Raw genomic sequence first — 25,165 nt, 5'->3', positions numbered from 1 at the left:
CATTAGAAGATAAATTCTTAGGGAATAGGCCTGACAACCGTCAGGTCTTTTCCTGTTTTCTATACCAACCAAACGAAAAAGCTCTTTTTAGCGTTCTGGTTAGAGGCGGTAACGGGTTTACTGCCGAAATCTCCTTCCGGCTAACTTTGTCCGAAACACTTCCTTACTCGTAGAATGGAAGAACAGGGACGGTTAACCTTTCTCTACGAGGCAATAGATTAGGTTAAAACTAATTAGTTTTTCTGCTAACCCAAATCACACATAGCCTTGGCTACTATTAATCCAAAAACACCAAGAAAGAATTTCTCTCGGATTAATCAGATTATCGATTATCCCGATCTTTTGGGAATCCAGGTACAATCGTTCCGTGATTTCTTTAGTCTGGATACATCGGTTGAAGACCGTTCCGGAGAAGGACTTTACAAAGTTTTCGCTGAAAACTTCCCCATCGCCGACTCACGCGAAAACTTCGTTCTCGAGTTCATCGATTATCTCCTTGAGCCACCGAAGTATTCAGTCGACGAATCCATCGATCGCGGTCTGACTTACGCAGTGCCTTTAAAGGCGAAGCTGCGTCTGATCTGTAACGACGCCGATCATGAAGAATTTGAAACCATTGAACAGGAAGTTTTCCTTGGTAACATTCCTTACATGACCGAACGCGGTTCGTTCGTGATCAATGGTGCTGAGCGCGTCATCGTTTCTCAGCTTCACCGTTCACCAGGGGTGTTCTTCTCGATGAGCAAGCACACCAATGGTTCCAAACTATATTCTGCGCGGATTATTCCATTCAAAGGTTCCTGGATCGAATTCTCTACGGACGTGAACAACGTGATGTATGCGTACATCGACCGTAAGAAGAAATTCCCGGTAACAACCCTTTTGAGAGCGATCGGTTTTGGATCTGATAAAGATATCCTCGACCTGTTCGGCCTTTCGGAGGAAATCAGCGCAACGCCTGCTAACCTGAAAAAGGCAGTAGGACGCCGGTTGGCGGCAAGGGTTCTCCGTACGTGGACTGAGGACTTTGTGGATGAGGATACCGGCGAGGTAGTTTCTATCCAGCGTAACGAAGTGTTGCTGGAACGTGACTCTACTATTTCTGCGGATGATATCGATGTGATCCTGGAATCAGGTCAGAAGTCGATCATCATGCACAAAGAGGACATGAACGTAGCGGATTATAACATCATTTATAACACGCTTCAAAAAGATAGCTCGAACTCCGACAAGGAGGCTGTTGAGCAAATTTACCGTCAGCTGCGTAATGCGGAAGCTCCCGATGAGCAAACTGCACGTGACGTAATCCAGAGCTTGTTCTTCTCGGATAAGCGTTACGACCTGGGTGATGTGGGCCGTTACCGGATCAACAAGAAATTGGGATCGGATACAAGCCTCGACGTCCGCGTACTGACGACTGGGGATATCGTTTCCATCGTGAAATACCTCATTGGTCTGATCAATGCGAAAGCGGTAGTCGATGATATCGACCACTTGTCAAACCGTCGTGTACGTACCGTGGGCGAACAGCTGTATGCACAGTTCGGCGTAGGTCTCGCACGTATGGCGCGTACCATCAAGGAACGTATGAACGTGCGTGACAACGAGGATTTCAAACCGGTTGATTTGATCAATGCAAGAACATTGTCATCGGTGATCAACTCGTTCTTCGGTACCAACCAGCTGTCTCAGTTCATGGACCAAACCAATCCATTGGCTGAGATTACGCACAAACGTCGTATGTCGGCACTCGGACCAGGTGGTCTTTCCCGTGAAAGAGCAGGTTTCGAGGTTCGTGACGTTCACTATACCCACTACGGGCGTCTGTGTACGATCGAAACACCGGAAGGTCCGAACATCGGTCTGATTTCCTCACTTTGCGTATTCGCGAAAGTGAATGGCATGGGCTTTATCGAAACGCCTTACCGGGTGATCGATAGCACAGGTAAGCTGACCAACGAGCTGATCTATATGACGGCGGAAGAAGAAGATTCCAAATACATTGCACAGGCTAATGCCTCTGTGGATGCAGAAGGAAACTTTACCGTTGATAAAATCAAAACACGTTTCGAAGGCGACTTCCCAATGGTAGATCCTTCGCAGGCATCTTATATGGACGTTGCTGCGAACCAGATCGTATCAGTAGCGGCTTCGTTGATTCCGTTCCTCGAACACGATGATGCTAACCGTGCTTTGATGGGATCTAACATGCAGCGCCAGGGTGTGCCTCTGTTGCGTCCACAGGCTCCTATTGTAGGAACAGGTCTGGAGCGCCGCGTGGCCATGGACTCCCGTGCATTGGTAGTAGCAGAAGGCGACGGTGTGATTGAATTCGTAGATGCGAAGAAGATCGTCGTGAAATACGACCGTACTGACGAGGATCGCCTTGTGAGCTTCATCGACGACAGCGTTTCTTACGACCTCGTTAAATTCCGTCGTACCAACCAGGACACTTGCTTGAACCTCCAACCAATGGTGTTGAAAGGTCAGAAAGTGAAAAAAGGCGAGCCGCTTTGCCAGGGTTATGGTACCGAAGGTGGTGAACTTGCATTGGGCCGTAACCTTCTGGTTGCATTCATGCCTTGGCAGGGATACAACTTCGAGGATGCGATCGTAATTTCCGAGAAAGTAGTACGCGACGATATCTTTACTTCGATCCACATCGAAGAATTCGAACTCGAAGTGCGTGATACCAAACGCGGGGAAGAAGAGCTGACCGCTGAGATTCCGAACGTAAGCGAGGAAACTGTGAAGAACCTCGATGAAAACGGTATCGTACAAGTAGGTACAGAAGTAAAAGAAGGTGATATCCTGATTGGTAAGATCACTCCAAAAGGAGAATCTGATCCTACCCCTGAAGAAAAACTTCTTCGTGCGATCTTCGGTGATAAAGCTGGTGATGTGAAGGATGCTTCTAAAAAGGCACCACCATCGATGAAAGGTGTGGTAATCGATACCAAACTTTTCTCTCGCCCAACCAAAGAAGAGCGTGCAAAACATAAAGACGAGCTTCGTCTGTTGATGAAGAAATACAGCCGCGACCTGACTGCATTGCGCGGACGCGTAATCGACAAACTGGTGACGCTGACTGACGGCAAAACCAGCTCGGGTGTAAAACATAAATTCGGCGACGAGCTGATCAGCAAAGGAATGAAGTTCAACGTGAGAAATATCTCGGAGAACCTGTTCCCTGCCAACAACCCGTACCGAGACGAAAGCCAATACGCAGTTCCTGAGGAGGTAAACCTTATCGGAGACGTATTGACCGACTCGTGGACAGAAGACGCTGATACCAACCGTCAGATCTCTCTGGTGTTGAAAAACTATCTCAATGCCCGCAGCGAAGTAATGGGCCGCTTCAAACGCGATCGTTTCGCATTGGAAGTGGGTGATGAATTGCCTGCTGGTATCGTGAAGCTTGCGAAAGTTTACATCGCCAAAAAGCGCAAGCTGAAAGTGGGTGATAAAATGGCGGGTCGCCACGGTAACAAAGGGGTTGTGGCGCGTATCGTTCGTGACGAAGATATGCCATTCCTGGAAGACGGAACTCCGGTAAACATCGTGTTGAACCCATTGGGGGTACCTTCACGTATGAACATCGGTCAGATCTATGAAACGATTCTGGCATGGGCTGGTCTGAAACTCGGCCGTCGTTACGCGACACCGATCTTCGACGGTGCAACAGAAGCGGAAGTAGCTGCCGAATTGAAAGAGGCGGGTCTGCCGGCTTGGGGACGTACTTACCTGTACAATGGTCTCACTGGTGAGCAGTTCGACCAGCCGGTAACAGTCGGTCTGATGTACATGATGAAACTGGGCCACTTGGTTGACGATAAAATGCACGCGCGTTCTATCGGGCCATACTCGCTCATTACCCAGCAACCATTGGGTGGTAAAGCGCAGTTCGGTGGACAGCGTTTCGGTGAGATGGAAGTGTGGGCGCTTGAAGCGTTCGGTGCATCGCACATTCTTCAGGAGATCCTTACGGTGAAATCCGATGATGTGGTCGGCCGTGCCAAAGCGTACGAAGCGATCGTGAAAGGTGAAAACCTTCCGAAACCAAATATCCCAGAGTCATTCAACGTACTCGTTCACGAGCTTCGTGGACTAGCATTGGAGATTACACTGGACTAATTTCTAGTCGTTGGCGCGGGCAACCGCGCCATAGAAATGCAATTGAATTAGTTTCGACTAACAGACAAACGACTCTTTATTATGTCTTTCAAAAAGAATAAAAAATTAAACAGCGACTTTTCCAGAATGACGATCAGTCTGGCGTCACCGGAGTCTATCCTAGAAAGCTCCTTCGGTGAAGTAACCCAGCCTGAAACCATCAACTACCGGACCTACAAGCCGGAGATGGGCGGTCTGTTCTGCGAGCGCATTTTTGGTCCTGTAAAAGACTGGGAATGTCACTGCGGGAAATACAAGCGCATTCGCTATAAAGGAATCATCTGCGACCGTTGCGGTGTGGAGGTAACCGAGAAAAAGGTTCGCCGCGAGCGCATGGGTCACATTGAATTGGTGGTTCCCGTTGCACATATCTGGTACTTCCGCAGCTTGCCGAACAAAATCGGTTACCTGCTGGGTCTTTCTACCAAGAAACTCGACCAGATCATTTACTACGAACGGTACGCGGTTGTTCAGCCAGGTATCAAAGAAGAGGACGGCGTTGGCTACCTCGACTTCCTGACCGAAGATGAATACCTCGATATCATCGACAAGCTCCCACGCGAGAACCAGTTGCTTCCTGACACGGATCCCAACAAATTCATCGCGAAAATGGGTGCTGATGCGTTGGAAATGCTGTTGAGCCGCATTAAGCTCGACGAACTTTCTTACGAGCTCCGTCACCAGGCAGCTACCGATACTTCTCAGCAACGTAAAGCGGAAGCTTTGAAACGTCTGAAAGTGGTAGAAGCATTCCGCGATGCGAATACCCGTATCGAAAACCGCCCTGAATGGATGGTGATCAAAATGGTACCGGTTATTCCACCAGAATTGCGCCCATTGGTACCTCTGGATGGTGGCCGTTTCGCGACTTCGGATTTGAACGACCTTTACCGTCGTGTGATCATCCGTAACAACCGTCTGAAACGCCTCATCGAGATCAAGGCACCTGAGGTGATCTTGCGTAACGAAAAGCGTATGTTGCAGGAAGCGGTTGACTCCCTTTTCGACAACAGCCGTAAAGTGAACGCGGTACGTTCGGAAGGTAACCGTGCTTTGAAATCACTTTCAGACATGCTGAAAGGTAAGCAAGGCCGCTTCCGTCAGAACTTGCTCGGTAAACGTGTCGACTACTCTGGTCGTTCGGTTATCGTGGTAGGTCCTGAACTGAAACTGCACGAATGCGGTCTGCCGAAAGACATGGCTGCCGAGCTTTTCAAGCCGTTCATTATCCGCAAGCTCATCGAGCGCGGTATTGTTAAAACTGTAAAATCAGCGAAGAAGATCGTAGACCGCAAGGATCCTGTGATCTGGGATATTCTCGAAAACGTACTGAAAGGTCACCCGGTATTGCTTAACCGTGCTCCGACACTTCACCGTTTGGGTATCCAGGCATTCCAGCCTAAACTGATCGAAGGTAAGGCGATCCAGCTTCACCCATTGGTGTGTACGGCATTCAACGCTGACTTTGACGGTGACCAGATGGCGGTACACGTACCACTGGGCCAGGAAGCCGTATTGGAAGCTTCAATGCTGATGCTTTCTTCGCATAACATCCTGAACCCTGCCAACGGTGCGCCGATCACGGTACCATCTCAGGACATGGTTTTGGGCCTGTATTATGTGACAAAAGGTCGCGTAAGCACCGAACAGTATCCTATCCAGGGTGAAGGCAAAATCTTCTACGGTCCGGATGAGGTTATCATCGCGATCAACGAAGGCAAGCTTTCCAAACATGCGAATATCAAATGCCGCGTTCGCGTTCGTAACGAGGACGGTTCATTTGAAGTGAAACTGATTGACACCGTTGCAGGTCGTATCCTGTTCAACCAGGCAGTTCCTGAGGAAGTAGGCTATATCAACGAGTTGTTGACTAAGAAAAAGCTTCAACAGATCATCGGTTTGGTATTCAAACAGGCTGGTGTAGCCCGTACCGCTCAATTCCTTGACGAAATCAAAGAACTTGGTTTCCAAATGGCCTTCAAAGGTGGTTTGTCAATGGGATTGGACGATGTAATGGTTCCAAGTGAAAAAGAAAAACTCATCGAGCAGGCGAAAGGCGATGTTGAAAACGTCTGGAACAACTATCTGATGGGTCTCATCACGGAGAACGAACGTTACAACCAGGTGATCGATATCTGGACGCGCGTTAACTCACGCATTACAGAGACGTTGATGAAGCAACTGGAAACAGACAAAGGCGGATTCAACTCTATCTACATGATGATGCACTCCGGAGCCCGCGGTTCCCGCGAGCAGATCCGTCAGTTGGGTGGTATGAGGGGTCTAATGGCCAAGCCTCAGAAAAACATCGCTGGTGGTGCCGGTGAAATCATCGAAAACCCGATTCTTTCTAACTTCAAAGAAGGTCTCGACGTTTTGGAGTACTTTATCTCTACCCACGGTGCGCGTAAAGGTCTTGCCGATACAGCGTTGAAAACTGCGGATGCGGGTTACCTGACCCGTCGTTTGCACGACGTTGCACAAGACGTGGTGGTAGTAGAAGAAGACTGCGGCTCGCTCCGTGGTATCGCAATCTCGGCATTGAAAGACAATGAAGATATCGTAGAGCCATTGTCGGAACGTATTCTTGGCCGTGTGAGCGTTCACGATGTGTTCGATCCGTTGACCAACGAATTGATCCTTACATCAGGGCAGGAAATCACCGAGGAAATTGCTGCTTACATTGACGAAACCAGCATTGAAACGATTGAAATCCGTTCGGTACTGACTTGCGAAACCCGTGACGGCGTTTGTGCGAAGTGCTACGGACGCAGCTTGGCGTCTGCCCAGATGGTAAACATCGGTGAGGCGGTTGGTGTAATCGCTTCCCAGTCAATCGGTGAGCCGGGTACACAGCTGACACTCCGTACATTCCACGTGGGTGGTACGGCTTCCAACATCTCTGTTGAGGCCAACATCAAAGCGAAATTCGATGGTTTGATCCAGTTCGAAGACCTTCGTTTGGTACAATCTGTTAACTCGGAAGGCGACGAAGTAACGGTAGTAATGGGCCGTTCAGGTGAGGTGAAAATCGTTCACCCTGAAACGAAACAACTGCTGATCTCGAACAACGTACCTTACGGTGCGCATTTGCAAGTAAAAGAAGGCGATACCGTATTCAAAGGACAGGAACTTTGTACCTGGGACCCTTATCACGCGGTAATCCTTTCGGAATTCACAGGAACCGTATCATTCGACGCGATCGAAGAAGGTATCACATTCCGTGAAGAATTTGACGAACAAACAGGCTTCCAGGAGTCGGTGATCATTGAAACGCGTGACAAAACCAAAAACCCGGCTATCGTGGTGAAAGGTAAGTCTACCTTGTTGAAAGATCAGACTGAAAAAGGCTATAACCTTCCTGTTGGAGCGCGTCTGGTTGTGAAAGCTGGTGCGAGCATCAAGGCTGGTCAGCCGCTGGCGAAAATCCCACGTGTTGTTGGTAAAACACGCGATATCACGGGAGGTCTGCCACGTGTGACCGAATTGTTCGAAGCACGTAACCCGTCCAACCCTGCAACGGTATCCGAAATCGACGGTGTGGTATCTTACGGCGGCGTAAAACGCGGTAACCGTGAAATCCATATCGAATCGAAAGACGGAACGCAACGCCGTTACATGGTACCTCTTTCGAAACACATCCTCGTTCAGGATGGTGACTTCGTAAGAGCCGGGGATCCGCTTTCTGATGGTGCTATTACCCCTGCGGATATCCTTTCTATCAAAGGACCAACCGCGGTGCAAGAGTACCTCGTGAACGAGATTCAGGAGGTATACCGTCTGCAGGGTGTGAAGATCAACGATAAACACATCGAATGTATCGTACGCCAGATGATGCAGAAAGTGGATATCCTGGACGCTGGTGACACCAACTTCCTCGAAATGCAGGCTGTCGACCGCGTGGTATTCCGCGAGGAAAACGACAAGATCCTGGATATGAAAGTAGTTGAAGACGCCGGTAGCTCCGAAACACTGAAACCGGGTATGATCATTTCAGTACGCCGTTTGCGCGATGAAAATTCGAGCTTGAAACGTCGTGACCTGAAACTGGTTACAGCTCGTGATGCGCAGGCTGCGGTCGCAAGACCAACGTTGATGGGTATTACCCAAGCTTCTTTGGGTACTGAAAGCTTTGTTTCTGCGGCTTCATTCCAGGAAACAACCAAAGTATTGAGCGAAGCGGCTGTTCGTGGTAAACGCGATGAACTGAAAGGCTTGAAGGAGAACGTGATCGTAGGTCACCTGATCCCGGCCGGTACAGGTATGCGTATGTACGAAAACCTGATCGTTGGATCGAAAGAAGAATTCGATGCGCTGTCCGATTCTCGCGAGAGACAATCACGCAAGAAAAAAGAGTTGGCGTAATCCCACTGAATAGGAGTAAACAAAGAGCCGGCCCGCATTAGCGGGACCGGCTCTTTGTTTTCCAAGCGCGGCTTCCGGAGCCGGACTTTTCCAAGCCCGGTATTTTTAGTAATTTCCCCATCCAAAGTAAATTCGATAGCGCAGCTATTAAAACCAATGAAAGAAGAAAACAAGGAGAACGAACAACAGATTAATGTAGAGCTGTCAGAGGAAATGGCAGAAGGTGTCTATTCCAACCTGGCGATGATCGCCCATTCCAACAGCGAATTTATTCTTGACTTCATCCGACTTATGCCCGGCGTCCCGCGCGCGAAGGTAAAGGCCCGCATAATCGTAACGCCCGAACACGCAAAGCGCCTCGTAGCCGCATTGCGTGACAATATTCAGAAGTACGAAGACCAATACGGCCCCATTCAGAATTCACAGGATAGCGAGCCTACATTCAACTTCCCGATCAGTTTCGGTGGCCCAGGTGGCGAAGCGTAAGTGCGGATATATCGCTATTAATCAGCTACTTCGCGAATAAGGAGTTTGGCTTCATTGGTGATTTTTTGTAACTTTTGGCAAACTCTTAATCACCATGGCATTATTCAAACTTTCAATCAACAACCGTGCATACAGCGCAGACGTGGAGGGTGATACCCCGTTGCTGTGGGTATTGCGCGATAATCTGGGCCTTGTAGGCACCAAGTACGGGTGTGGGATCGCGCAATGCGGCGCCTGTACCGTTCACCTGGATGGCAAAGCTGTCCGCTCCTGTGTATTGCCGGTGTCGGCAGTGGGCAAAGCAAAGGTGACCACGATCGAAGGGTTGTCGGAACAAGGAGATCACCCGGTTCAGAAAGCGTGGGACGAAGTGGATGTGGCGCAATGCGGATACTGCCAGGCAGGTCAGATCATGACGGCCGCGGCATTCCTCAAAGAGAAACCCAAACCAACTGAGGAGGAGATCGTCGGTGCGATGAGCGGCAATCTTTGCCGCTGCGGAACCTACCACCGCATTCGTGAGGCCGTGAAAGTTGCAGCTGCTAAAACCAACTAACCATGAGCACGTTAAATCAGACATCGCGTCGCGACTTCATGAAGCTCGCGGCAGCGGCCGGTGGCGGCTTGTTCCTGGGATTCAACTGGTCGGACACCACCGCCGCACCCGTTGTAGTGGATGCCAAGCAAATCGCAGCCGGATCGGTAAAGTTCAATAGTTACTTGTCCATTGGTTCCGATAACACCGTTACCATCATTTCTCCTAACCCCGAAATAGGGCAGGGCATTAAAACCGCATTTCCAATGGTAGTTGCCGAAGAACTGGACGCCGATTGGAAATTGGTTAAAACCGTGCAGGGGCGCCTGGATAACGCTGCGTTTGAACGCCAGGTAACAGGCGGCAGCGGCGCCGTTCCGCATTCATGGGAGCGCTTACGCAAGGCCGGAGCCACTGCCCGCCATTTGCTCGTCCATGCGGCAGCGGCCAAATGGGGACTTCCTGCTTCCGAAATCACCACTGCGGATAGCAAATTGTTCCATAAAGCTTCCGGTAAATCGGGCAGTTATGGAGAATTCGCAGAGGCGGCTGGTAAGCTTACGGCTCCGACCGACATTAAATTAAAAGATGAAAAGTCGTTCAAACTGATTGGTCAATCGGTCAGAAATGTCGACAACAAGAATATCGCGACAGGCAAACCGCTTTTCGGGCTGGATTTCTACCGCGAGGGAATGCTCTTCGCAATAATCCAACGTCCTAAGGCATTTGGTTTTAAACTGAAATCCGTTGATTCCGCAGCCGCCAAAGCCATGCCTGGCATTGTGGACGTAGTTACTTTCGAAAACAGCGTCGCCGTAGTTGGTAAATCGACCTGGCAATGCAAAAAGGCGCGTGAAGCGCTCAAAATTGAATACGAAAAAGCAGCTGATCTCGAGAGTTCGGAAGACCACAACCGCATTTTCTCCAATCTAATGGACAATGGCGAGGCCACCGTTCGCAGGAAGAATGGCGACGTCGAGGCTGCATTCAAGGGCGCAGCCAAAGTGATTAAAGCCGAATACCAATGCCCGTTCCTGCCGCACAGCCCGCTGGAACCCATGAACTTTTTCGCGCACGTACGTGAGGATGGCGTGGAACTCGTAGGCCCGACGCAAACACCCGATCGTGCACGCGAGGCCGCGGCAAAAATTACCGGCTTCCCGATTGAAAAAATCACCGTAGAAATCACACGGCAGGGAGGTGGTTTCGGGCGCAGGCTCTCGGCCGATTTTGCCATCGAAGCGGTACATGTTTCCAAACTGGTGAAAGCGCCGGTGAAGGTAATATGGACCCGCGAAGACGACATGACCGGTGGTACCTATCGCCCGGCGGTGCGCTATCGGTTCGAGGCCGCACTCGATAAAAATGGAGAAATGATTGGCTATAAATTGCGCGGCGTGGGTATCAACTCGGGTAATCCTACCCGCGAGGATAATTTCCCCTCCGGCTCAGTGGATAACCTGTTGATCGATTCGGTGGAGCATAAATCGGCCATTACCACTGGCCCGTGGCGTGCGCCGATTACCAATTTCCTCGCTTATGCCGAGCAGTCGTTCATCGACGAAGTGGCAGAGGCCGCAGGCAAGGATCCCGTACAGTTCCGCCTCGCCCTTTTGGAAAAAGCAAAAAAATCACCGGCTGGAGAAGTAAAGTATGATGTTGACCGGATGATCGCGGTGATTAAACTGGCGGCTGAAAAGAGCAACTGGGGTAAGAAAAAAGGCGTGTACCAGGGTTTCAGCGTCTACTTCTCACACCGGTCATATGTGGCGCAAGTGGGTGAAGTGATTGTTGAAAAAGGCAAGCCAGCGTTGAAAAACATTATTGCGGCTGTCGACTGCGGTATTGTGATCAACAAAAGCGGTTCGTTACAGCAGGTACGCGGCGGGGTTGTTGACGGGGTAGGCCATGCGATGTTCGGGAATATGACTTTCAAAGCAGGTACTCCGGACCAGAGCAATTTCAATGGATTCCGTTTGATTCGTATGAACGAGATTCCTGAGGTAGATGTCTATTTCGTGGACAATGGCATTTCTCCCACCGGCCTGGGTGAGCCTGCATTGCCGCCGGCGGGAGGAGCAGTGGCCAATGCGTTTTATAAAGCTACCAAGCAGCGTCTGAGGAACCAGCCGTTTATTAATGAGGAGGCTTTCAAAGGCATTTCGTAGATATTAAATCGTGCAAATTGTAAGGCAGTAAGGGGAAAATGTGATACCGCATTTTTATCTTACTGCCTTTATTTATAGCAGGTTTTATTCGGCCCGACTTTTCTTCCTAAACCATTCCATTCAAATGAAAAAGATCGTATTCCTGTTTTCCGCATTGATATGCCTTACCATCACTGCATTTACCATCGCGGAGTTTCCGCAAACCGACATTTCAAACGGGATGATCAAAGCAAAACTGTATTTGCCTGATGCAAATGAAGGATATTACCGGGGCGTACGCTTCGACTGGGCGGGTGTGGTACCTAGTCTGGAATACAAAGGGCATACTTATTTCGGAACCTGGAACCAGGCGCCTTACGATCCCCAGTTACATGATGCGATTATGGGGCCCGTAGAGGAATTCACGCCGTTGAATTTCGACGAGGCAAAGCCCGGAGAGCAGTTTGTCAAAATCGGCGTAGGCGTTTTGACCAAACCCGACGATAAAAAGTATTCTTTCGCAACTAATTATGCAATCAAAAATCCGGGTAAATGGTCGGTGGCGAAGGGTAAAGATCAGGTCGTGTTTACTCATGAATTGAGTGATGAAACCGGCTATGGCTATAATTACCATAAAACATTGAAACTGGTAAAAGGCAAACCGCAACTTGTATTGGAGCACATATTGAAAAATACCGGCTCGAAACCGATCGTGGCGAGCACTTATAACCACAATTTCTTCATGATTGACAATGAGCCGTCGAATGAGAATATCCGGATTGTGTTCCCTTTTGAAGTTAAGGGAGAAGGCAAAGGTTTCGGAAGTATTATCAACGCAAACGGTAAAATGCTGAACTACTCCCGGGAAGTAGTTAAAGGAGATCAGGTTTTCAGCGCCGGTTTGCAAGGCTTCGGACCTACCGCGAAGGATTATGATATCAGGATTGAAAATACCAAAACAAAGGCAGGCGTGCGGATTACCTGTGATCAGCCGTTGGAAAAGCTGGTTTACTGGGCTTGTCCGACCACGTCCTGCCCCGAACCATACATTAAGATCGCCGCTCAGCCGGGGCAGGAGATTAAATGGAAGGTAACCTATGAGTTTTATACCTTTTAACGAAGAGCTGCCGGATTTTTCTAAATTCGCACTGCATTTCAACAGACTAACGAATGGGTTCGCATAAACACCTGGATAAAGCGTCTGCCGCCGGACTTCTGGTAGCATTAGGGATTATTTACGGAGACATCGGAACGTCGCCGCTCTACGTAATGCAGGCGGTGATCGGTACCAACAAGATTACGAATGACGTCGTTTATGGAGCCGTGTCCTGTATTTTCTGGACGCTTACCTTGCAAACGACCATTAAATATGTGATCCTCATTCTCAGGGCCGACAACAAAGGCGAGGGTGGTATACTCGCGCTGTTTGCCCTCGTGCGCAGGCGAGCGGCCTGGCTGACGGTCCCGGCCATTATCGGGGCGAGTACGCTGTTAGCCGATGGGATCATTACGCCACCTATTTCGGTATCGTCCGCTGTGGAAGGGTTGCGTATACTTTATCCGGATATTCAGACGATCCCAATTGTGATCGGCATTCTCACGTTGCTATTCATTGTTCAGGCCTTTGGAACGACGATCGTCGGTCGCGCATTTGGTCCGGTGATGATGATATGGTTCCTGATGCTGGCTGTGCTGGGCGTTTCGCAGGTGATCGACCATCCCGAGATCATGAAATCGCTAAACCCGGTTTATGCCTACCGGCTCCTGGCCAACCATCACGGCGGGTTCTGGATGCTGGGTGCTGTTTTCCTGTGTACTACCGGTGCAGAAGCATTGTATAGCGATCTTGGGCATTGCGGGCGCGGAAATATCCGTATCAGCTGGGTTTTTGTAAAGACCTGTCTCATTCTGAACTATTTTGGCCAGGGCGCATGGCTGATCGTGCATTCGGGCGATCTGCTGAATGGCCGCAAACCTTTTTACGAGATCATGCCAGACTGGTGGCTGCTGCCGGGAATTGGCATTGCTACTACTGCCGCCATTATTGCCAGCCAGGCGCTGATCAGTGGCTCGTTTACCCTCATTTCGGAGGCAATTCGGCTTAACTTCTGGCCGAAGGTCCGGCTGGTATACCCGAGCGATCAGAAAGGGCAGCTTTATGTACCGAGCGTGAACTGGCTGCTTTGGGCGGGTTGTATTGGTATTGTGCTGTATTTCAGAGAATCATCGCATATGGAGGCCGCGTACGGGCTCGCGATCACCCTTACGATGATCATGACTACCATTCTCATGTCGGTGTACCTCTATGTAAAACGGGTAAGCAAATCGATTGTGATCGTTTTCCTGGGCATTTATCTGGCTATTGAAGGCTCGTTCCTGGCTGCGAACCTGTTGAAATTCACCCACGGCGGTTGGGTGTCACTGGTACTGGCTACGGTCATCGGTCTGGTGATTACCGTTTGGTTGAAAGCATATTACATCAAAATGCGACTAACGGAGTTCGAAAGCCTGGAAAAGTACATTGGTCCGTTGAAGGAACTGAGCAACGACATCAGTATTCCCAAATACTCGACGCATTTGATATTCATGTCGAATGCCCCGCGTGAAAACGAAATCGAGAGCAAAATCATTTATTCGATCTTTTACAAACGGCCGAAGCGAGCCGATATATATTGGTTTGTGCACGTGGAAACCACCGATGAGCCCTACACTATGGATTATCACGTGAATACCCTCGCGGAGGACGATGTAATTAAAGTAACGTTCCGCCTCGGCTTCCGGATCGAGCAGCGCATTAACCTTTTCTTCCGGAAGGTGGTAGAGGATATGGTACTTAATAAGGAGGTGGACATTACCAGCCGTTATGAATCGCTGAGCCGGCAGAATATCACAGGGGACTTCCGTTTCATTGTCCTCGAACGTTATTTATCGCTTGAAAACAATCTGCCGTTTATGGAGGAACTGATCATGAAGATCTACTTCGCGATCAAAAGCATTACTACGTCGGAAGATAAATGGTTTGGCCTCGATAGCAGCTCGGTGAAAGTGGAAAAAGTGCCGTTGGTATTAACGCCGAGTGAGAAAATCCGCATGAAGAGAGTGTATAGCTAATAAATCAGTTGCGAAGTATTTCGAGTTGAAAAGAGGGTTTTCAAAATCATATTTATCCAATGAAGCACCGCACATTTTGGGTATATCGCTACGCATTTTGTGGTCAGTGCATCTGAAACCTCCTATGTAGGATGCCATTGGAGGCCCGGGTGTAACGCAGGGTTCTGGAATGCTTTTAGTGCAAATAACCGCCATAGTACAGGTAATTTTTGTTCACTAAACCAGCATGAACCATGAAATACCTTGCATGCGTACTTACAATGCTCCTGGGAATCGCAGCAGCATTTGCACAGAATCCTGTGACGCCGGAACCGTCTGTGCCACAGCCGGTACCGCAAAGTCCTGTTCCTACAACAGCGCCTGAAACGAAGCCTGAATTCAATTCGCCGCAATCACCTGCCCGACCCGCTCAGATTCCGTCTGAGGATACGCTTATTAAAGGACAAAAAAGCTCGGGAGCCGTGATCCACGATACGCTGATGCCCACTGATGACAAGCGGAAAGAGCGGTCAGAACGTCGGAAAAACCGCAAGGGAACTGCTGAAATGGATGATACTACGTCGGTGAAGCCGCAAACTGATCCCGCAGGAAAGCCCTGATGCGAGAAAGATTGAAAACTGAAAAGCCCGGGAGCGATTCCGGGCTTTGGTGTTTAGTCTTGAGATGAGAGTGGGTTTTCGGGGATTAGTGTGTGTGGTTGAGGGACGGATAGGTGTGCTGGTCGTTCTGCCGGTCGGTGGCAGGTTCCAGGTCATCTTCCCAGAACGGCTGTGTGATTACCGCTTTGTTTTTGTTGACCCAGGTACACCAAACTTTCCCGCTGAATACCCGCCTGGTGGCAGGAAGCGAGGCTGATCCAGGATGGTTAGCCACGATCTCGACGATCTGGTATTCGTCGACCTGCATGAGCTGGTCGCCTCCTTTTTCCTTCACCCAGTCATCTTTCATAAACTTAAAAGTATCCATCGGTCGTGAGTTGATTTATTCAGAAGCGAAAGGTCAAATCCTATGCCAGGAATTATACATTTTTGAGAGTGACTGCATTGTAGTATCTCTGCCAGATTATTTTGTAGAAATATTTAAACAGAACAACGACAGCGGTGCAGCGATTACAAAAGCCAGTTGCTAACCCATATGTCACGCTCGCTGGAAGGAAGCGGATGGAATCGTCAGGCAGTGTTTTATTGAGGATTCATCAGACATTCTTGAAGATATGTGGTATTTCACAAGGCAGGCGCTATTGATTGTGGCTTTCCTTATCAGTTATCAATTACAAGCCCAATGGGGTGCACCTTACGCCAACAGCTGGATCGACTACAACAAACCTTACGTGAAAATCGGAATTCTGAAAAAGGGCTTGCACAAAGTTGCATTCTCCTCCTTGCCGAAGGGTTTTCCAGTTGGCTCCCCCGAAAAATTGCAGCTTTGGCATCGGGGTAAAGAGATATCCATCATCAGTACAGCAAATCAGGAAATCATCTTCTATGCTGTTCCGAACGACGGTGCAAGCGATTCGCTGCTGTACCGGCCCATGAGTTCGCGCGTGAATCCCTATTTCAGTATGTATGGGGATGAAGGGATGTATTTTCTGACTGTGGGAGATAAGCCGGGGAAGAGGTCTGGCGTGGTAGATCAGCCAGATGACCCCTCTGTACCGGTTGTTGAAGATCACAATGAACAGCTAACAAAGATCTTTCAGCAAGATTATTCCCTGGGAACCAAATCCTCGATTAACCCGGGATTTTTCAACAGCTATTTTGAGTTGGGAGCAAGCAGGACAAGCGTAGTTTATAAGAACAAAGAGGAGGCGATATTTGAATTTAAGCTGAGTGATTTTGTTCAGAGTACCCATAATCCGACGGTCAAATTACTATTGCACGGCAGGAGTAGGAACGACCGGAAATTGGAATGCTACATAGGCAAAAGCAAGAATGCTTTACGTTTGGCTAAAGTATCGGACAATTTCGGCTTTGCTGCAACGGAATGTGTATTTGATATCAGGCCCGAAGACACGGACTCCGGGAAGGGCGGCGTGCTGGTGATCCGATCTGTAAGCGATGAACCTTTGGAGCGTTTTTCAATCGCCTACTATTCTATTGAATTTGCACAAGTCCTTCGAGTCGGGAGTGTGCCGGTTAAAGAATTTAGCTTAAATGCGGTTGCGGATAAATGGAATAAAATACTGGTAAAGGGCGTCTCGTCCAAGTTCAGATTTATTGATATTTCGGATGTCGATAATCCGGTCGTCCTCACAAGAAGAGATGAAACTGTGATGATTCCGCGCCAACCGGGTAAGAAGCAGGTGTTGCTGGCTACATCCGAAATATTCGAAGTGGCTTCATCGAACATCGCCAGGGTGCAGTTAATGGCGCATGATCCTAAATCGACCAATTATATCATCATTACTACGGAAGCCCTTCGGGAGGGTGCAACGAGTTACGCAAAGTACAGGGCTTCGCCGGCCGGAGGTAATTTCAAACCTGCCATTTTTGAAATTCAGGACATTTATAATCAGTTTAACTATGGCGAACCTAGCCCGGTCGCGATCAAAAAATTCATGGCTTACATGCTTTCCGACGGGACGGAGAACAAATATCTGTTCCTGATCGGCAAATCCATTACGCAAAACGAACGTATGATCCGGGAACTTCCCGGCGAGGTGCCCACAATCGGTTTTCCTGGGTCGGACGCATTACTCGTTGAAGGCATAGCAGGAGGTGCCGTTAATGTGCCTGTTATTCCGGTCGGAAGACTGTCAGCAGTGACCAATCAGAATATTACCGACTATCTTCAAAAGGTGATCGCGTATGAGTCAAGCGGGCCGGGAGAATCGGGCTGGCGAAAAAAGATACTTCATCTGAGCGGAGGAAAAACGACGAGTGAAATTGTGCAGCTTCGGGATTATTTGCGTGCATTGGAGCCGATGGTACAACAAGGAATAGCCGGCGGAACGGTGAAGTCCTATGTAAAACAGCAACCTACCCAAGAGGTGGAATCCGTAGATATCAGCAAAGATGTTAATGAAGGGGTAGGGATGATTACATTTTTCGGGCACGGTTCGACTATCACAACTGATCCTGACATCGGTCACGTCAGAGATGAGGCGAGAGGTTACCATAATCTGAATAAATATCCTGTACTGTATTTCAATGGCTGCGGAGTGGGTAATGTGTTTTGCAACCGGTTCAATCCCACGCCGCCTAATCCCAAAGCCGCCGACCGGATTACGCTCTCACTCGATTGGCTCGTCGCGCCCCACCGGGGAGCCATCGCCGTCATTGCAAGTTCTTTTGAAAGTTTTGTGAGTCCGGGAATGACCTATTTGAACTCATTGTATCACCACATGTTCGAAAACTCGGCGACCGTCAGTTTGCCAATAGGCAATATACAGCTGGCGGTAGCTAACGATATTTTATCCAAGTATAAAGACCAATACAACATTGCCTACGTGCACCAGTCGCTGCTGCAAGGTGATCCAGCCTTACGTCTGCTTGCCGCAGAGAAGCCCGATTATGCGGTCGAAACCAACGGCGGGATAACACTTCTTTCGGATTCGGCGGACAAAACGATTGGAGAGTCGGATTCGCTGCGGGTACATATTGATTTAGTGAATTTCGGCAGATTTAAGGAGGATCAAACCGTGCCGTTGGAAATCAATTGGTCAGGGAAGCAGGCGACACATTCGGCCAGGCTTAATATTAGATCTTTCCCCAACAAGAAATTGTTAAAGTTATCCTTTCCCAGGGAAAAAGACCTGAATTCCATAAAAGTACAGATCGATCCTGGACACATCTTAAATGAGCTTACACGTGAGAATAATAATGCTGAATTGCTGATTGACTGGGATTTGGTGAAGGACAAGCAGATGTTTTCCACTAAATTGTTGAAAGACAATATCCCGCCTGTTTTGGTCGTGCAGTCAGAAGGACGTCTTTTGAAGCAGGGTGATCCCATTTTTCCCGACCCATCATTTCGTATAAGCCTCAACGACGACAATGCCCTATCTCTTGACACCACGCTTATTGATATATTTATAAAGCCGTGTGCCGATGATCGTTGCGATTTTAAGCGGCTTTCCTACGTAGGGGACAAGCTGGTGATGCAAGCACAGGGAAGCAGGGGGCTGACATTGGATTATGCAAGCAGACTTGGCCCGGGTAAGTATGAAATGTTGGTTAATGCGAGAGATAGGGCGGGCATTGAAGTTTCCCAGCCATATCGGATGTGTTTTGAAGTCGTCAAGCCCGATGATAGCCAGCAGAGTCTGGTGGTAAGCCCCAATCCAGCTACTTCATATGTACGTTTTGAACTAAGAAATGCTAAGTCGCTGGCATTAAAATGGATTCGATATATTATTTATGATCAGCGGGGAATTGGAATCGAAGACAAGACTTTGACTGTTGCAGCCGGAGCGCCGGTAGTGGAGTGGTTCTGGATTCCTAAGGAAACCCGGGCAGGAGTTTACAGCTATCAGGTATTCCTGGAAGACGAAGAAAGGGCAATGCTAGGTAGTAAAACAGGTAAAGTTGTTGTGCAGCCTTGACATAAGGACCGATTGCCCTCGTTTGTCAGACCTTTCCAGCCCGTTTTTTGCTTAAATACTTCCTCATTGGAATGTCATAAACCACCACTACTAACAGGCTGCGCCTGTCATATGGGCTGCTCCGGCAAAGCAAAGCCCCGGTCAAGTGACCAGGCTCTGTCGGGATGACAAGATTCGAGCCGGGTAGAATAATTTGCGCTTGTATCCAGTTGAATACAAAATAAGACTATATTTACACCTGCTCAACGTTATACGACAAAAATGAAGTTAGAATTCTACACTAAGCGCGTCTTAGCGGTCTTGCTATGCGCATTCACGCCGCTTTTAGCAAGTGCCCAGGAAGCCAGCGAACTCTGGGCAACTACCCGTACCGATCATCTCATAGGCCAGGGCACGATGTTCTCCTCGGCAGCCGACGGTACCAACCTTAAAGTCCGGCACAAGTTCGAATACGAACGACCCGGCCGGTTTGTAGGCGATTTCGTGGAGTTTAACGGGGAGTTTTACGCCACGCAAGTAGATCTGAGGACCGACGATCTAAGCGCGGGGATAGGTACCTTGTTTAAATGGAATCCAGTTACCAATGAATACACAACGCTGCACCGGTTCAACGGGGCCACAGGCAACCAGCCAAGCTTGTACCTTTATCTGAAAGACAACAAGCTATACGGTAACACCCGGCTTGGCGGGCAAAATGACCACGGTGTCATTTATGAGTTTGATCCGATTACCAATGTATACAAGAAGCTCGTCGATCTTTACAGCTTGCTACCTGCCTATTCGCAGGGTGGTGGCGACAGTTTTACCATGTACAATGGAAAATTCTATGGTGTAATCCTTGCAGACATGGGCTCAGGTGGCGATTATCTTTACGAATGGGACCCGGATACCGGTACGCTAGGCAAAACATTCCGCGCAGCCGGTAGCCTGATGGATAATGGCACACACGAGCCATTTGCCAAAATGGCGGAATACCAGGGCAAATTATATGCTGCCACGAATGAGGGGGGTGAAGGCGGCATGGGAGAAATTGTGGAGTGGGACCTGGCCACCAATACCTATATCGGGAAGGTATCGTTTCGATATCCGATGGGAAAACCCAACTCCTACGTCACCTGGAAAGACGGTAAGTTGTACGGCATCACGACACGCAGCGAATTGTATGAATGGGATCCGGCGACTAATGCGCTAACAATCAAAATGACGATTCCCTCGGCTATCAGCACCTACGTTGATCCGATTGGCTTTACGCTGTATAACGGCAAATTGTATGGTCGGGCGAATGGTGGCTCGGCCGGTCAGGGGATTATTTTCGAGTGGGATCCGGACACAAATGCGTTTACAAGCCGGTTCAGTTTTGCCAATGGCCGTAGCGGCAGATTTCAGGGGCAGATGATCGAATGGCAGGGCAAATTATGGGGCCGCAGGCCGGTAGGAGTGGAAGCGCATAATAATACCGAAATGTATTCGTGGGACCCCGCTACCAATGCTTTTGAAGGGAAGTTTATATTTAATGTCAGTGAAGGGAATGGCGTAAAGAGCGGTCTCACGATGGTCGGCAGCAAACTATATGGAACGGCTTATGGGGGTGGCATTTCCGATCTGGGCGTAATTTACCGATTCGATCCCCGTACAGAGGAATTTAAAATACTGCAAAGTCTCGACGCTACCAAAGGCTCACGGCCACTGGGAAATCTGGTGCACAAAAATGGGAAATTATACGGAACTACTCGGGCTGGCGGGCTTTACGGAGTCGGGACATTGTTTGAGCTGGATATTCAGACCAACACTTTTACAAAGAAAGTCGATTTCGTAGCCACAAACGGCAGACAACCTGAGGGAAGCCTCATAGAACAGGACGGAAAGTTCTACGGCATGACGACTTACGGAGGCTATTATGATCTCGGGGTGATCTTTGAATGGGACCCGGTGACGAACGTTTATACCAAAAAACTGGATTTCACCGCGGCAATTGGTGGCAGGCCGACCGGGGACCTGTTGTTTAGAAATGGCAAATTTTACGGCACCACCACTACAGGCAGTCCAACGAACGGTGGGTCGCTGTTCGAATGGGATCCGGTGAGCAATACCATGACGAAGCAGCAGAACCTGAACAGCACCACGGGCATGAAGCCCTACGGATCATTCATTACTTATAATAACAAATTGTACACATTGACTTCGGCGGGCGGTGAGAGCAACCTGGGAACCGTACTGGAATGGGAGCTGGAGACAAACACGACTCGCACGCCTCTGCAGGTGGGCTCGGACCTGCGCGGCAGCATGACCCTCAGCAACGGGAATTTCTATTTCCTCGCCCGAAATCCAGGCACGGTGGTGGAATGGAACCCTGTCACCAATGCATTCCAATATCCCAGCGCTTTCGGCAACTATCTCGATCCGCTCGGCTACTGGCCATCCGTTTCGACTATGACATTGATCCCCGCAGGCGCATTGCCGGTTACGCTGGTTGATTTCAATGCAAAACTCCAGGAGAATCAGGGCGTGTTAACCTGGCGCGCGACGGAAGAGTCCAACTTCTCGCACTTTGAGCTCCAACGCAGCCATGATGCCAGGACATTCAGCACGATTGGCGAGGTGAGCACCTCGCCGACCGGCCGATACAGCTTCATTGATACCGGTCTTGACGAAATCACCGGCACCTATGCCTATTATCGACTGAAAATGATCGACCGTGCCCCGGCCGGTGGGGATGGCGCTTTCGCCTACTCAGCCATTCTGCGGCTGGCATTGCCCGGTGAGGGGAATTTGATTTATCCTAATCCTGTGGTGGAAACGCTTCATGTAAAACATACTCCAAAAACAAACGGCGCCTGGCAGCTGGCGGATATGAAGGGAAATATAGTCATGGGCGGGAAGTCCGATGGTGCAGCACTTGAACTGGATATGCGATCCCTACGGACAGGAATTTACCTGCTGAAGTTCTCGAACGGTCATATTCTCAAGGTTTTGAAAAATTAGCCTTCGAACCCATCCTTTTCACCCGATACACATTTTACATAACTCAACACAGGCATGAAACACTTTTTATCAACCCTCATGCAGCTGTTGCTGTGCGCGCACATGGCCCTTGCCCAAACGTCCACGCAGACAGCAATCGAAGCATTTGTTGCCGCCACCGGTGCCAAAGCCACTGTTGATTCCGCTACCCGGTCGCTCGCGTTTCTACGGTTTCCCTACCCGAATGCATTGCAGGTTACCGGTGCCGATGCACGTGAAAAATCGCTGAATTTCGTCTCACAATATCAGGCATTGTTCGGTCTCCGGCCGGGCACCGACGAGCTGCAATTCCGGGAACAGAAGTCGGACCTGTTTTTCCTCGACCATGTTACATTGCAACAGACCTACAAAGGGGTACTGGTTTGGGACGGAGTAATGCGATTTCATTATGATGTCAATAAGCGGCTTTCCGCTGTAAACGGCAACTACATTGCCGATATTAACGTCAATCCTGTACCGACACTTACGCAGCAGGATGCCGAAGTGAAAGCACTGGCCCTGGTAACGGCTCAAAATCTGGTCAAGACAAATGCGCCGCTGAAAGTGAATGGCAGCGCGCTTTACATTTTCCAGAAAGGGCTAGCTCAAGGAGTTAACGGTGCCAAAGTGCTGGCGTATGAAGTGGAAATCCGGAATGACGCCGACGTGCGGGAGTTCTTGTACATTGATGCACATACCGGGCAGCTCGCGGAGCAGTTTACCGGTATTCACGGCATCGACAGGCGGATATACAATGGCACGATTAGCCCCGAAAACCTGAAATGGTCGGACGCCGGCGGCGCAACCGGCCCGTACGAAGGAGGATATGAATCGCGCAAGGCGGAGATCGATGTGTCGGGGCACGTTTATAATATGATGAAGAGCGGGTTCGGGTGGGTTTCTTTTGACAACCGCGATTCGCCGATGATCACTGTTTTTAACACACCAAATTTCGAATGCCCGCAATCGAGTTGGAATGGGGTAAGTGCCAATTTTTGCGCAGACTATTCCACCGATGACATCGTAGGCCATGAGTGGGCACACGCCTACATTGAACACACGGCCGGACTCGTAACCAAAGGCCAGGCCGGCGCAATTGATGAGGCCCTGGCAGATGTTTGGGGCGAGATCGTGGACTGGAAAAACAGCGGCTATATGGATAGCTTCGAAGAATATCCAAGAACCAGCTATTGCTCCGGCAGCTTATGGAAGATTGGTGAATACCGGGGCGAAATCCGGGACATGTACAAGCCGGATTGCATGGGTAATCCGGGAAAACTCTCCGATCCGGAATATGTGTGCGCCAATGGCGGCGATGCACACCAAAACAGCACGGTACTGAGCCACGCATTCGCATTACTGGGCAATGGTGGGGTATATAACGGCCAAACGTTCAAAGCAATGTTTATACACAAGCTCGCGCATATCGCTTGGCGCGCGCAATGGGGGTATATGACCAAAACCACCGATTTCGCGGCGATGGCGGATATTCTGGAAGCGGCAGCCAGCGACCTGATCGCCTTCAACCTTCCTGAATTAGATTACCAGCCTAACAGGCCCCCGGTCTATCTCGAGGCTATTACTGCGGAGGAGGTAGCGGAATTGAGCAAAGCTATTGCCGCTGTGGAGTTACGGGGAGTCAGTTCCTGCACTGTGCTACCGGTTACATTAGCCAGTTTTGAAGGTAGAAACACGTCGGAAGGCAACATCCTGGAGTGGGTTACGAGTTCAGAAAGCAACAATGCTTATTTCGCCATTGAAAGAAGTACGAACGTCCGCCATTTCACGGAAGTCGGGCGCGTGCAGGGCGCGGGTAATGTGTCTACCACCAATCATTACAATTTCACGGATACCTATTTCGATAAAGGAATCATCTACTACCGCCTCAAACAAGTGGATACGGACAGCAGCTTCGCTTACAGCCGTATTGTGGCCATCGATGCACCCGTGGGCCGGAATATAAAGTTCTATCCAAACCCGATACAATCGTTCCTCCATATAGAGCTATTCGAATGGAAAAACGCGGAAGTAACCGTGAAGGTGACCAATACATCCGGGCAGACGGTGATGGTTCTGAAAGACGCAAGGATTCAGAATGGTAAGTTGGATATTCAATTCGGCAAGCAGCCGCCAGGCATTTATCAGGTGTTGATCGGAAATAGGAAAGCCTCGTATCAGTTTTCGGTGTTGAAGCTCTGACAGGAGATCCGGCTGTAACGTTTTTCCCATAAAACCAACCTATCGCCTGAGTAAGGAATATTAATATCAAGGTCGGTCTCTTGGCAACCGGTCAAAAACAGTAATGGCTATTTCGACCAAGTTTGTATTACGTAAGAAACGTGATCAAAACTAAAATTGTTCGAACTCCCAGAATGTAAGTGTGAAACCAGCTGTAAAATCTTTGTCTTTTTGTCTTGGGAGCAGTTTATTAAATTATCTGTCAGATGCTTAGGTGGATTATAAAGCCCCATACATAATGAAAAAGCCACTCACAACATAAAGCTGTAAATGGCTTATTTTCAATGTCGGGATGACAAGATTCGAACTTGCGACCCCTAGCACCCCATTGGATATTTATTGTATTATTCCAAGAAGTTTTATTAAGCATGATTATCATAAAATGCTCTGAATGAGCATTTTGATTATTTTTAGTAACTTTGGTTAACTTACGTTAGACACGAAATGTTCGACCTATGTTCGACCTAAAGTTGTAGTGCTATGGCTATTTCGACCAAGTTTGTATTACGGAAGAAACGTGATACGGAGGAAACTCAGTTCCCGATAATGCTTCAAATCATTATCGAC

General features: G+C 49.2%; 12 protein-coding genes. 11 read left to right on the top strand and 1 reads right to left on the bottom strand.

Features of this window, described 5'->3' with window-relative positions; genetic code table 11:
• The first annotated feature begins 267 nt into the window (after positions 1–267).
• From rpoB to AC2YIT_RS26195, 8 genes are all read left to right on the top strand, one after another.
• The gene (rpoB, locus tag AC2YIT_RS26230) at positions 268–4,134 is read left to right on the top strand and encodes a DNA-directed RNA polymerase subunit beta (protein WP_430849969.1); all 3,867 of its coding nucleotides are present in this window, start codon (positions 268–270) and stop codon (positions 4,132–4,134) included.
• An 81-nt stretch (positions 4,135–4,215) separates the two neighbouring features.
• A complete protein-coding gene (rpoC, locus tag AC2YIT_RS26225) occupies positions 4,216–8,538 on the top strand; it encodes a DNA-directed RNA polymerase subunit beta' (protein ID WP_430849967.1) in 4,323 nt (1,440 codons plus the stop codon).
• A 156-nt stretch (positions 8,539–8,694) separates the two neighbouring features.
• Positions 8,695–9,024 carry a DUF3467 domain-containing protein gene (locus AC2YIT_RS26220; protein ID WP_041736494.1) on the top strand — a complete coding sequence of 110 codons (330 nt, stop codon included), beginning with the start codon at positions 8,695–8,697 and terminating at the stop codon, positions 9,022–9,024.
• Between the two features lie 94 nt (positions 9,025–9,118).
• The gene (locus AC2YIT_RS26215) at positions 9,119–9,580 is read left to right on the top strand and encodes a (2Fe-2S)-binding protein (protein ID WP_430849964.1); all 462 of its coding nucleotides are present in this window, start codon (positions 9,119–9,121) and stop codon (positions 9,578–9,580) included.
• Positions 9,581–9,582: 2 nt separating this feature from the next.
• Positions 9,583–11,727, top strand: coding sequence for a xanthine dehydrogenase family protein molybdopterin-binding subunit (locus AC2YIT_RS26210; RefSeq protein WP_487281181.1), 2,145 nt, complete (start codon positions 9,583–9,585; stop codon positions 11,725–11,727).
• Between the two features lie 124 nt (positions 11,728–11,851).
• Positions 11,852–12,823 carry a hypothetical protein gene (locus AC2YIT_RS26205; RefSeq protein WP_487281180.1) on the top strand — a complete coding sequence of 324 codons (972 nt, stop codon included), beginning with the start codon at positions 11,852–11,854 and terminating at the stop codon, positions 12,821–12,823.
• A 53-nt stretch (positions 12,824–12,876) separates the two neighbouring features.
• On the top strand, positions 12,877–14,817 hold the full coding sequence (locus AC2YIT_RS26200; protein WP_487281179.1) for a KUP/HAK/KT family potassium transporter: 1,941 nt from the start codon (positions 12,877–12,879) through the stop codon (positions 14,815–14,817).
• Positions 14,818–15,050: 233 nt separating this feature from the next.
• Positions 15,051–15,416 (top strand): hypothetical protein, encoded by a 366-nt coding sequence (locus AC2YIT_RS26195; protein ID WP_487281178.1) that lies wholly within the window; start codon positions 15,051–15,053, stop codon positions 15,414–15,416.
• 85 nt (positions 15,417–15,501) lie between these two features.
• Here AC2YIT_RS26195 and AC2YIT_RS26190 read toward each other — a convergent pair whose 3' ends face one another.
• Entirely contained in the window at positions 15,502–15,783 is a 282-nt protein-coding gene (locus AC2YIT_RS26190) for a hypothetical protein (RefSeq protein WP_487281177.1), read from the bottom strand.
• Positions 15,784–16,030: 247 nt separating this feature from the next.
• On the opposite strand from AC2YIT_RS26190, the gene porU2 reads away from it, so the two are divergent.
• The 3 genes from porU2 to AC2YIT_RS26175 all read left to right on the top strand — a co-directional run bounded on the left by porU2 (position 16,031) and on the right by AC2YIT_RS26175 (position 24,559).
• Positions 16,031–19,360: a putative type IX secretion system sortase PorU2 gene (gene porU2, locus AC2YIT_RS26185; RefSeq protein ID WP_487281176.1), complete on the top strand. Its 3,330-nt coding sequence runs from the start codon at positions 16,031–16,033 to the stop codon at positions 19,358–19,360.
• Between the two features lie 261 nt (positions 19,361–19,621).
• Positions 19,622–22,342: a choice-of-anchor tandem repeat GloVer-containing protein gene (locus AC2YIT_RS26180; RefSeq protein WP_487281175.1), complete on the top strand. Its 2,721-nt coding sequence runs from the start codon at positions 19,622–19,624 to the stop codon at positions 22,340–22,342.
• A gap of 54 nt (positions 22,343–22,396) precedes the next feature.
• A complete protein-coding gene (locus AC2YIT_RS26175; protein WP_487281174.1) occupies positions 22,397–24,559 on the top strand; it encodes a M4 family metallopeptidase in 2,163 nt (720 codons plus the stop codon).
• The last annotated feature ends 606 nt before the right edge of the window (positions 24,560–25,165 follow it).

This window comes from Dyadobacter sp. SRI_021, assembly GCF_057586235.1.
Note: the sequence above shows the minus strand (reverse complement) of the source record. Positions and strands in the feature narration are given on the sequence as shown.

What these genes read in the sequence shown, in the direction of transcription:
- rpoC (WP_430849967.1), top strand. Translation starts at nt 4,216, where the DNA reads ATGTCTTTCAAAAAGAATAAAAAATTAAACAGCGACTTTTCCAGAATG.
- AC2YIT_RS26220 (WP_041736494.1), top strand. Translation starts at nt 8,695, where the DNA reads ATGAAAGAAGAAAACAAGGAGAACGAACAACAGATTAATGTAGAGCTG.
- AC2YIT_RS26215 (WP_430849964.1), top strand. Translation starts at nt 9,119, where the DNA reads ATGGCATTATTCAAACTTTCAATCAACAACCGTGCATACAGCGCAGAC.
- AC2YIT_RS26210 (WP_487281181.1), top strand. Translation starts at nt 9,583, where the DNA reads ATGAGCACGTTAAATCAGACATCGCGTCGCGACTTCATGAAGCTCGCG.
- AC2YIT_RS26205 (WP_487281180.1), top strand. Translation starts at nt 11,852, where the DNA reads ATGAAAAAGATCGTATTCCTGTTTTCCGCATTGATATGCCTTACCATC.
- AC2YIT_RS26200 (WP_487281179.1), top strand. Translation starts at nt 12,877, where the DNA reads ATGGGTTCGCATAAACACCTGGATAAAGCGTCTGCCGCCGGACTTCTG.
- AC2YIT_RS26195 (WP_487281178.1), top strand. Translation starts at nt 15,051, where the DNA reads ATGAAATACCTTGCATGCGTACTTACAATGCTCCTGGGAATCGCAGCA.
- AC2YIT_RS26190 (WP_487281177.1), bottom strand. Translation starts at nt 15,783, where the DNA reads ATGGATACTTTTAAGTTTATGAAAGATGACTGGGTGAAGGAAAAAGGA.
- porU2 (WP_487281176.1), top strand. Translation starts at nt 16,031, where the DNA reads ATGTGGTATTTCACAAGGCAGGCGCTATTGATTGTGGCTTTCCTTATC.
- AC2YIT_RS26180 (WP_487281175.1), top strand. Translation starts at nt 19,622, where the DNA reads ATGAAGTTAGAATTCTACACTAAGCGCGTCTTAGCGGTCTTGCTATGC.
- AC2YIT_RS26175 (WP_487281174.1), top strand. Translation starts at nt 22,397, where the DNA reads ATGAAACACTTTTTATCAACCCTCATGCAGCTGTTGCTGTGCGCGCAC.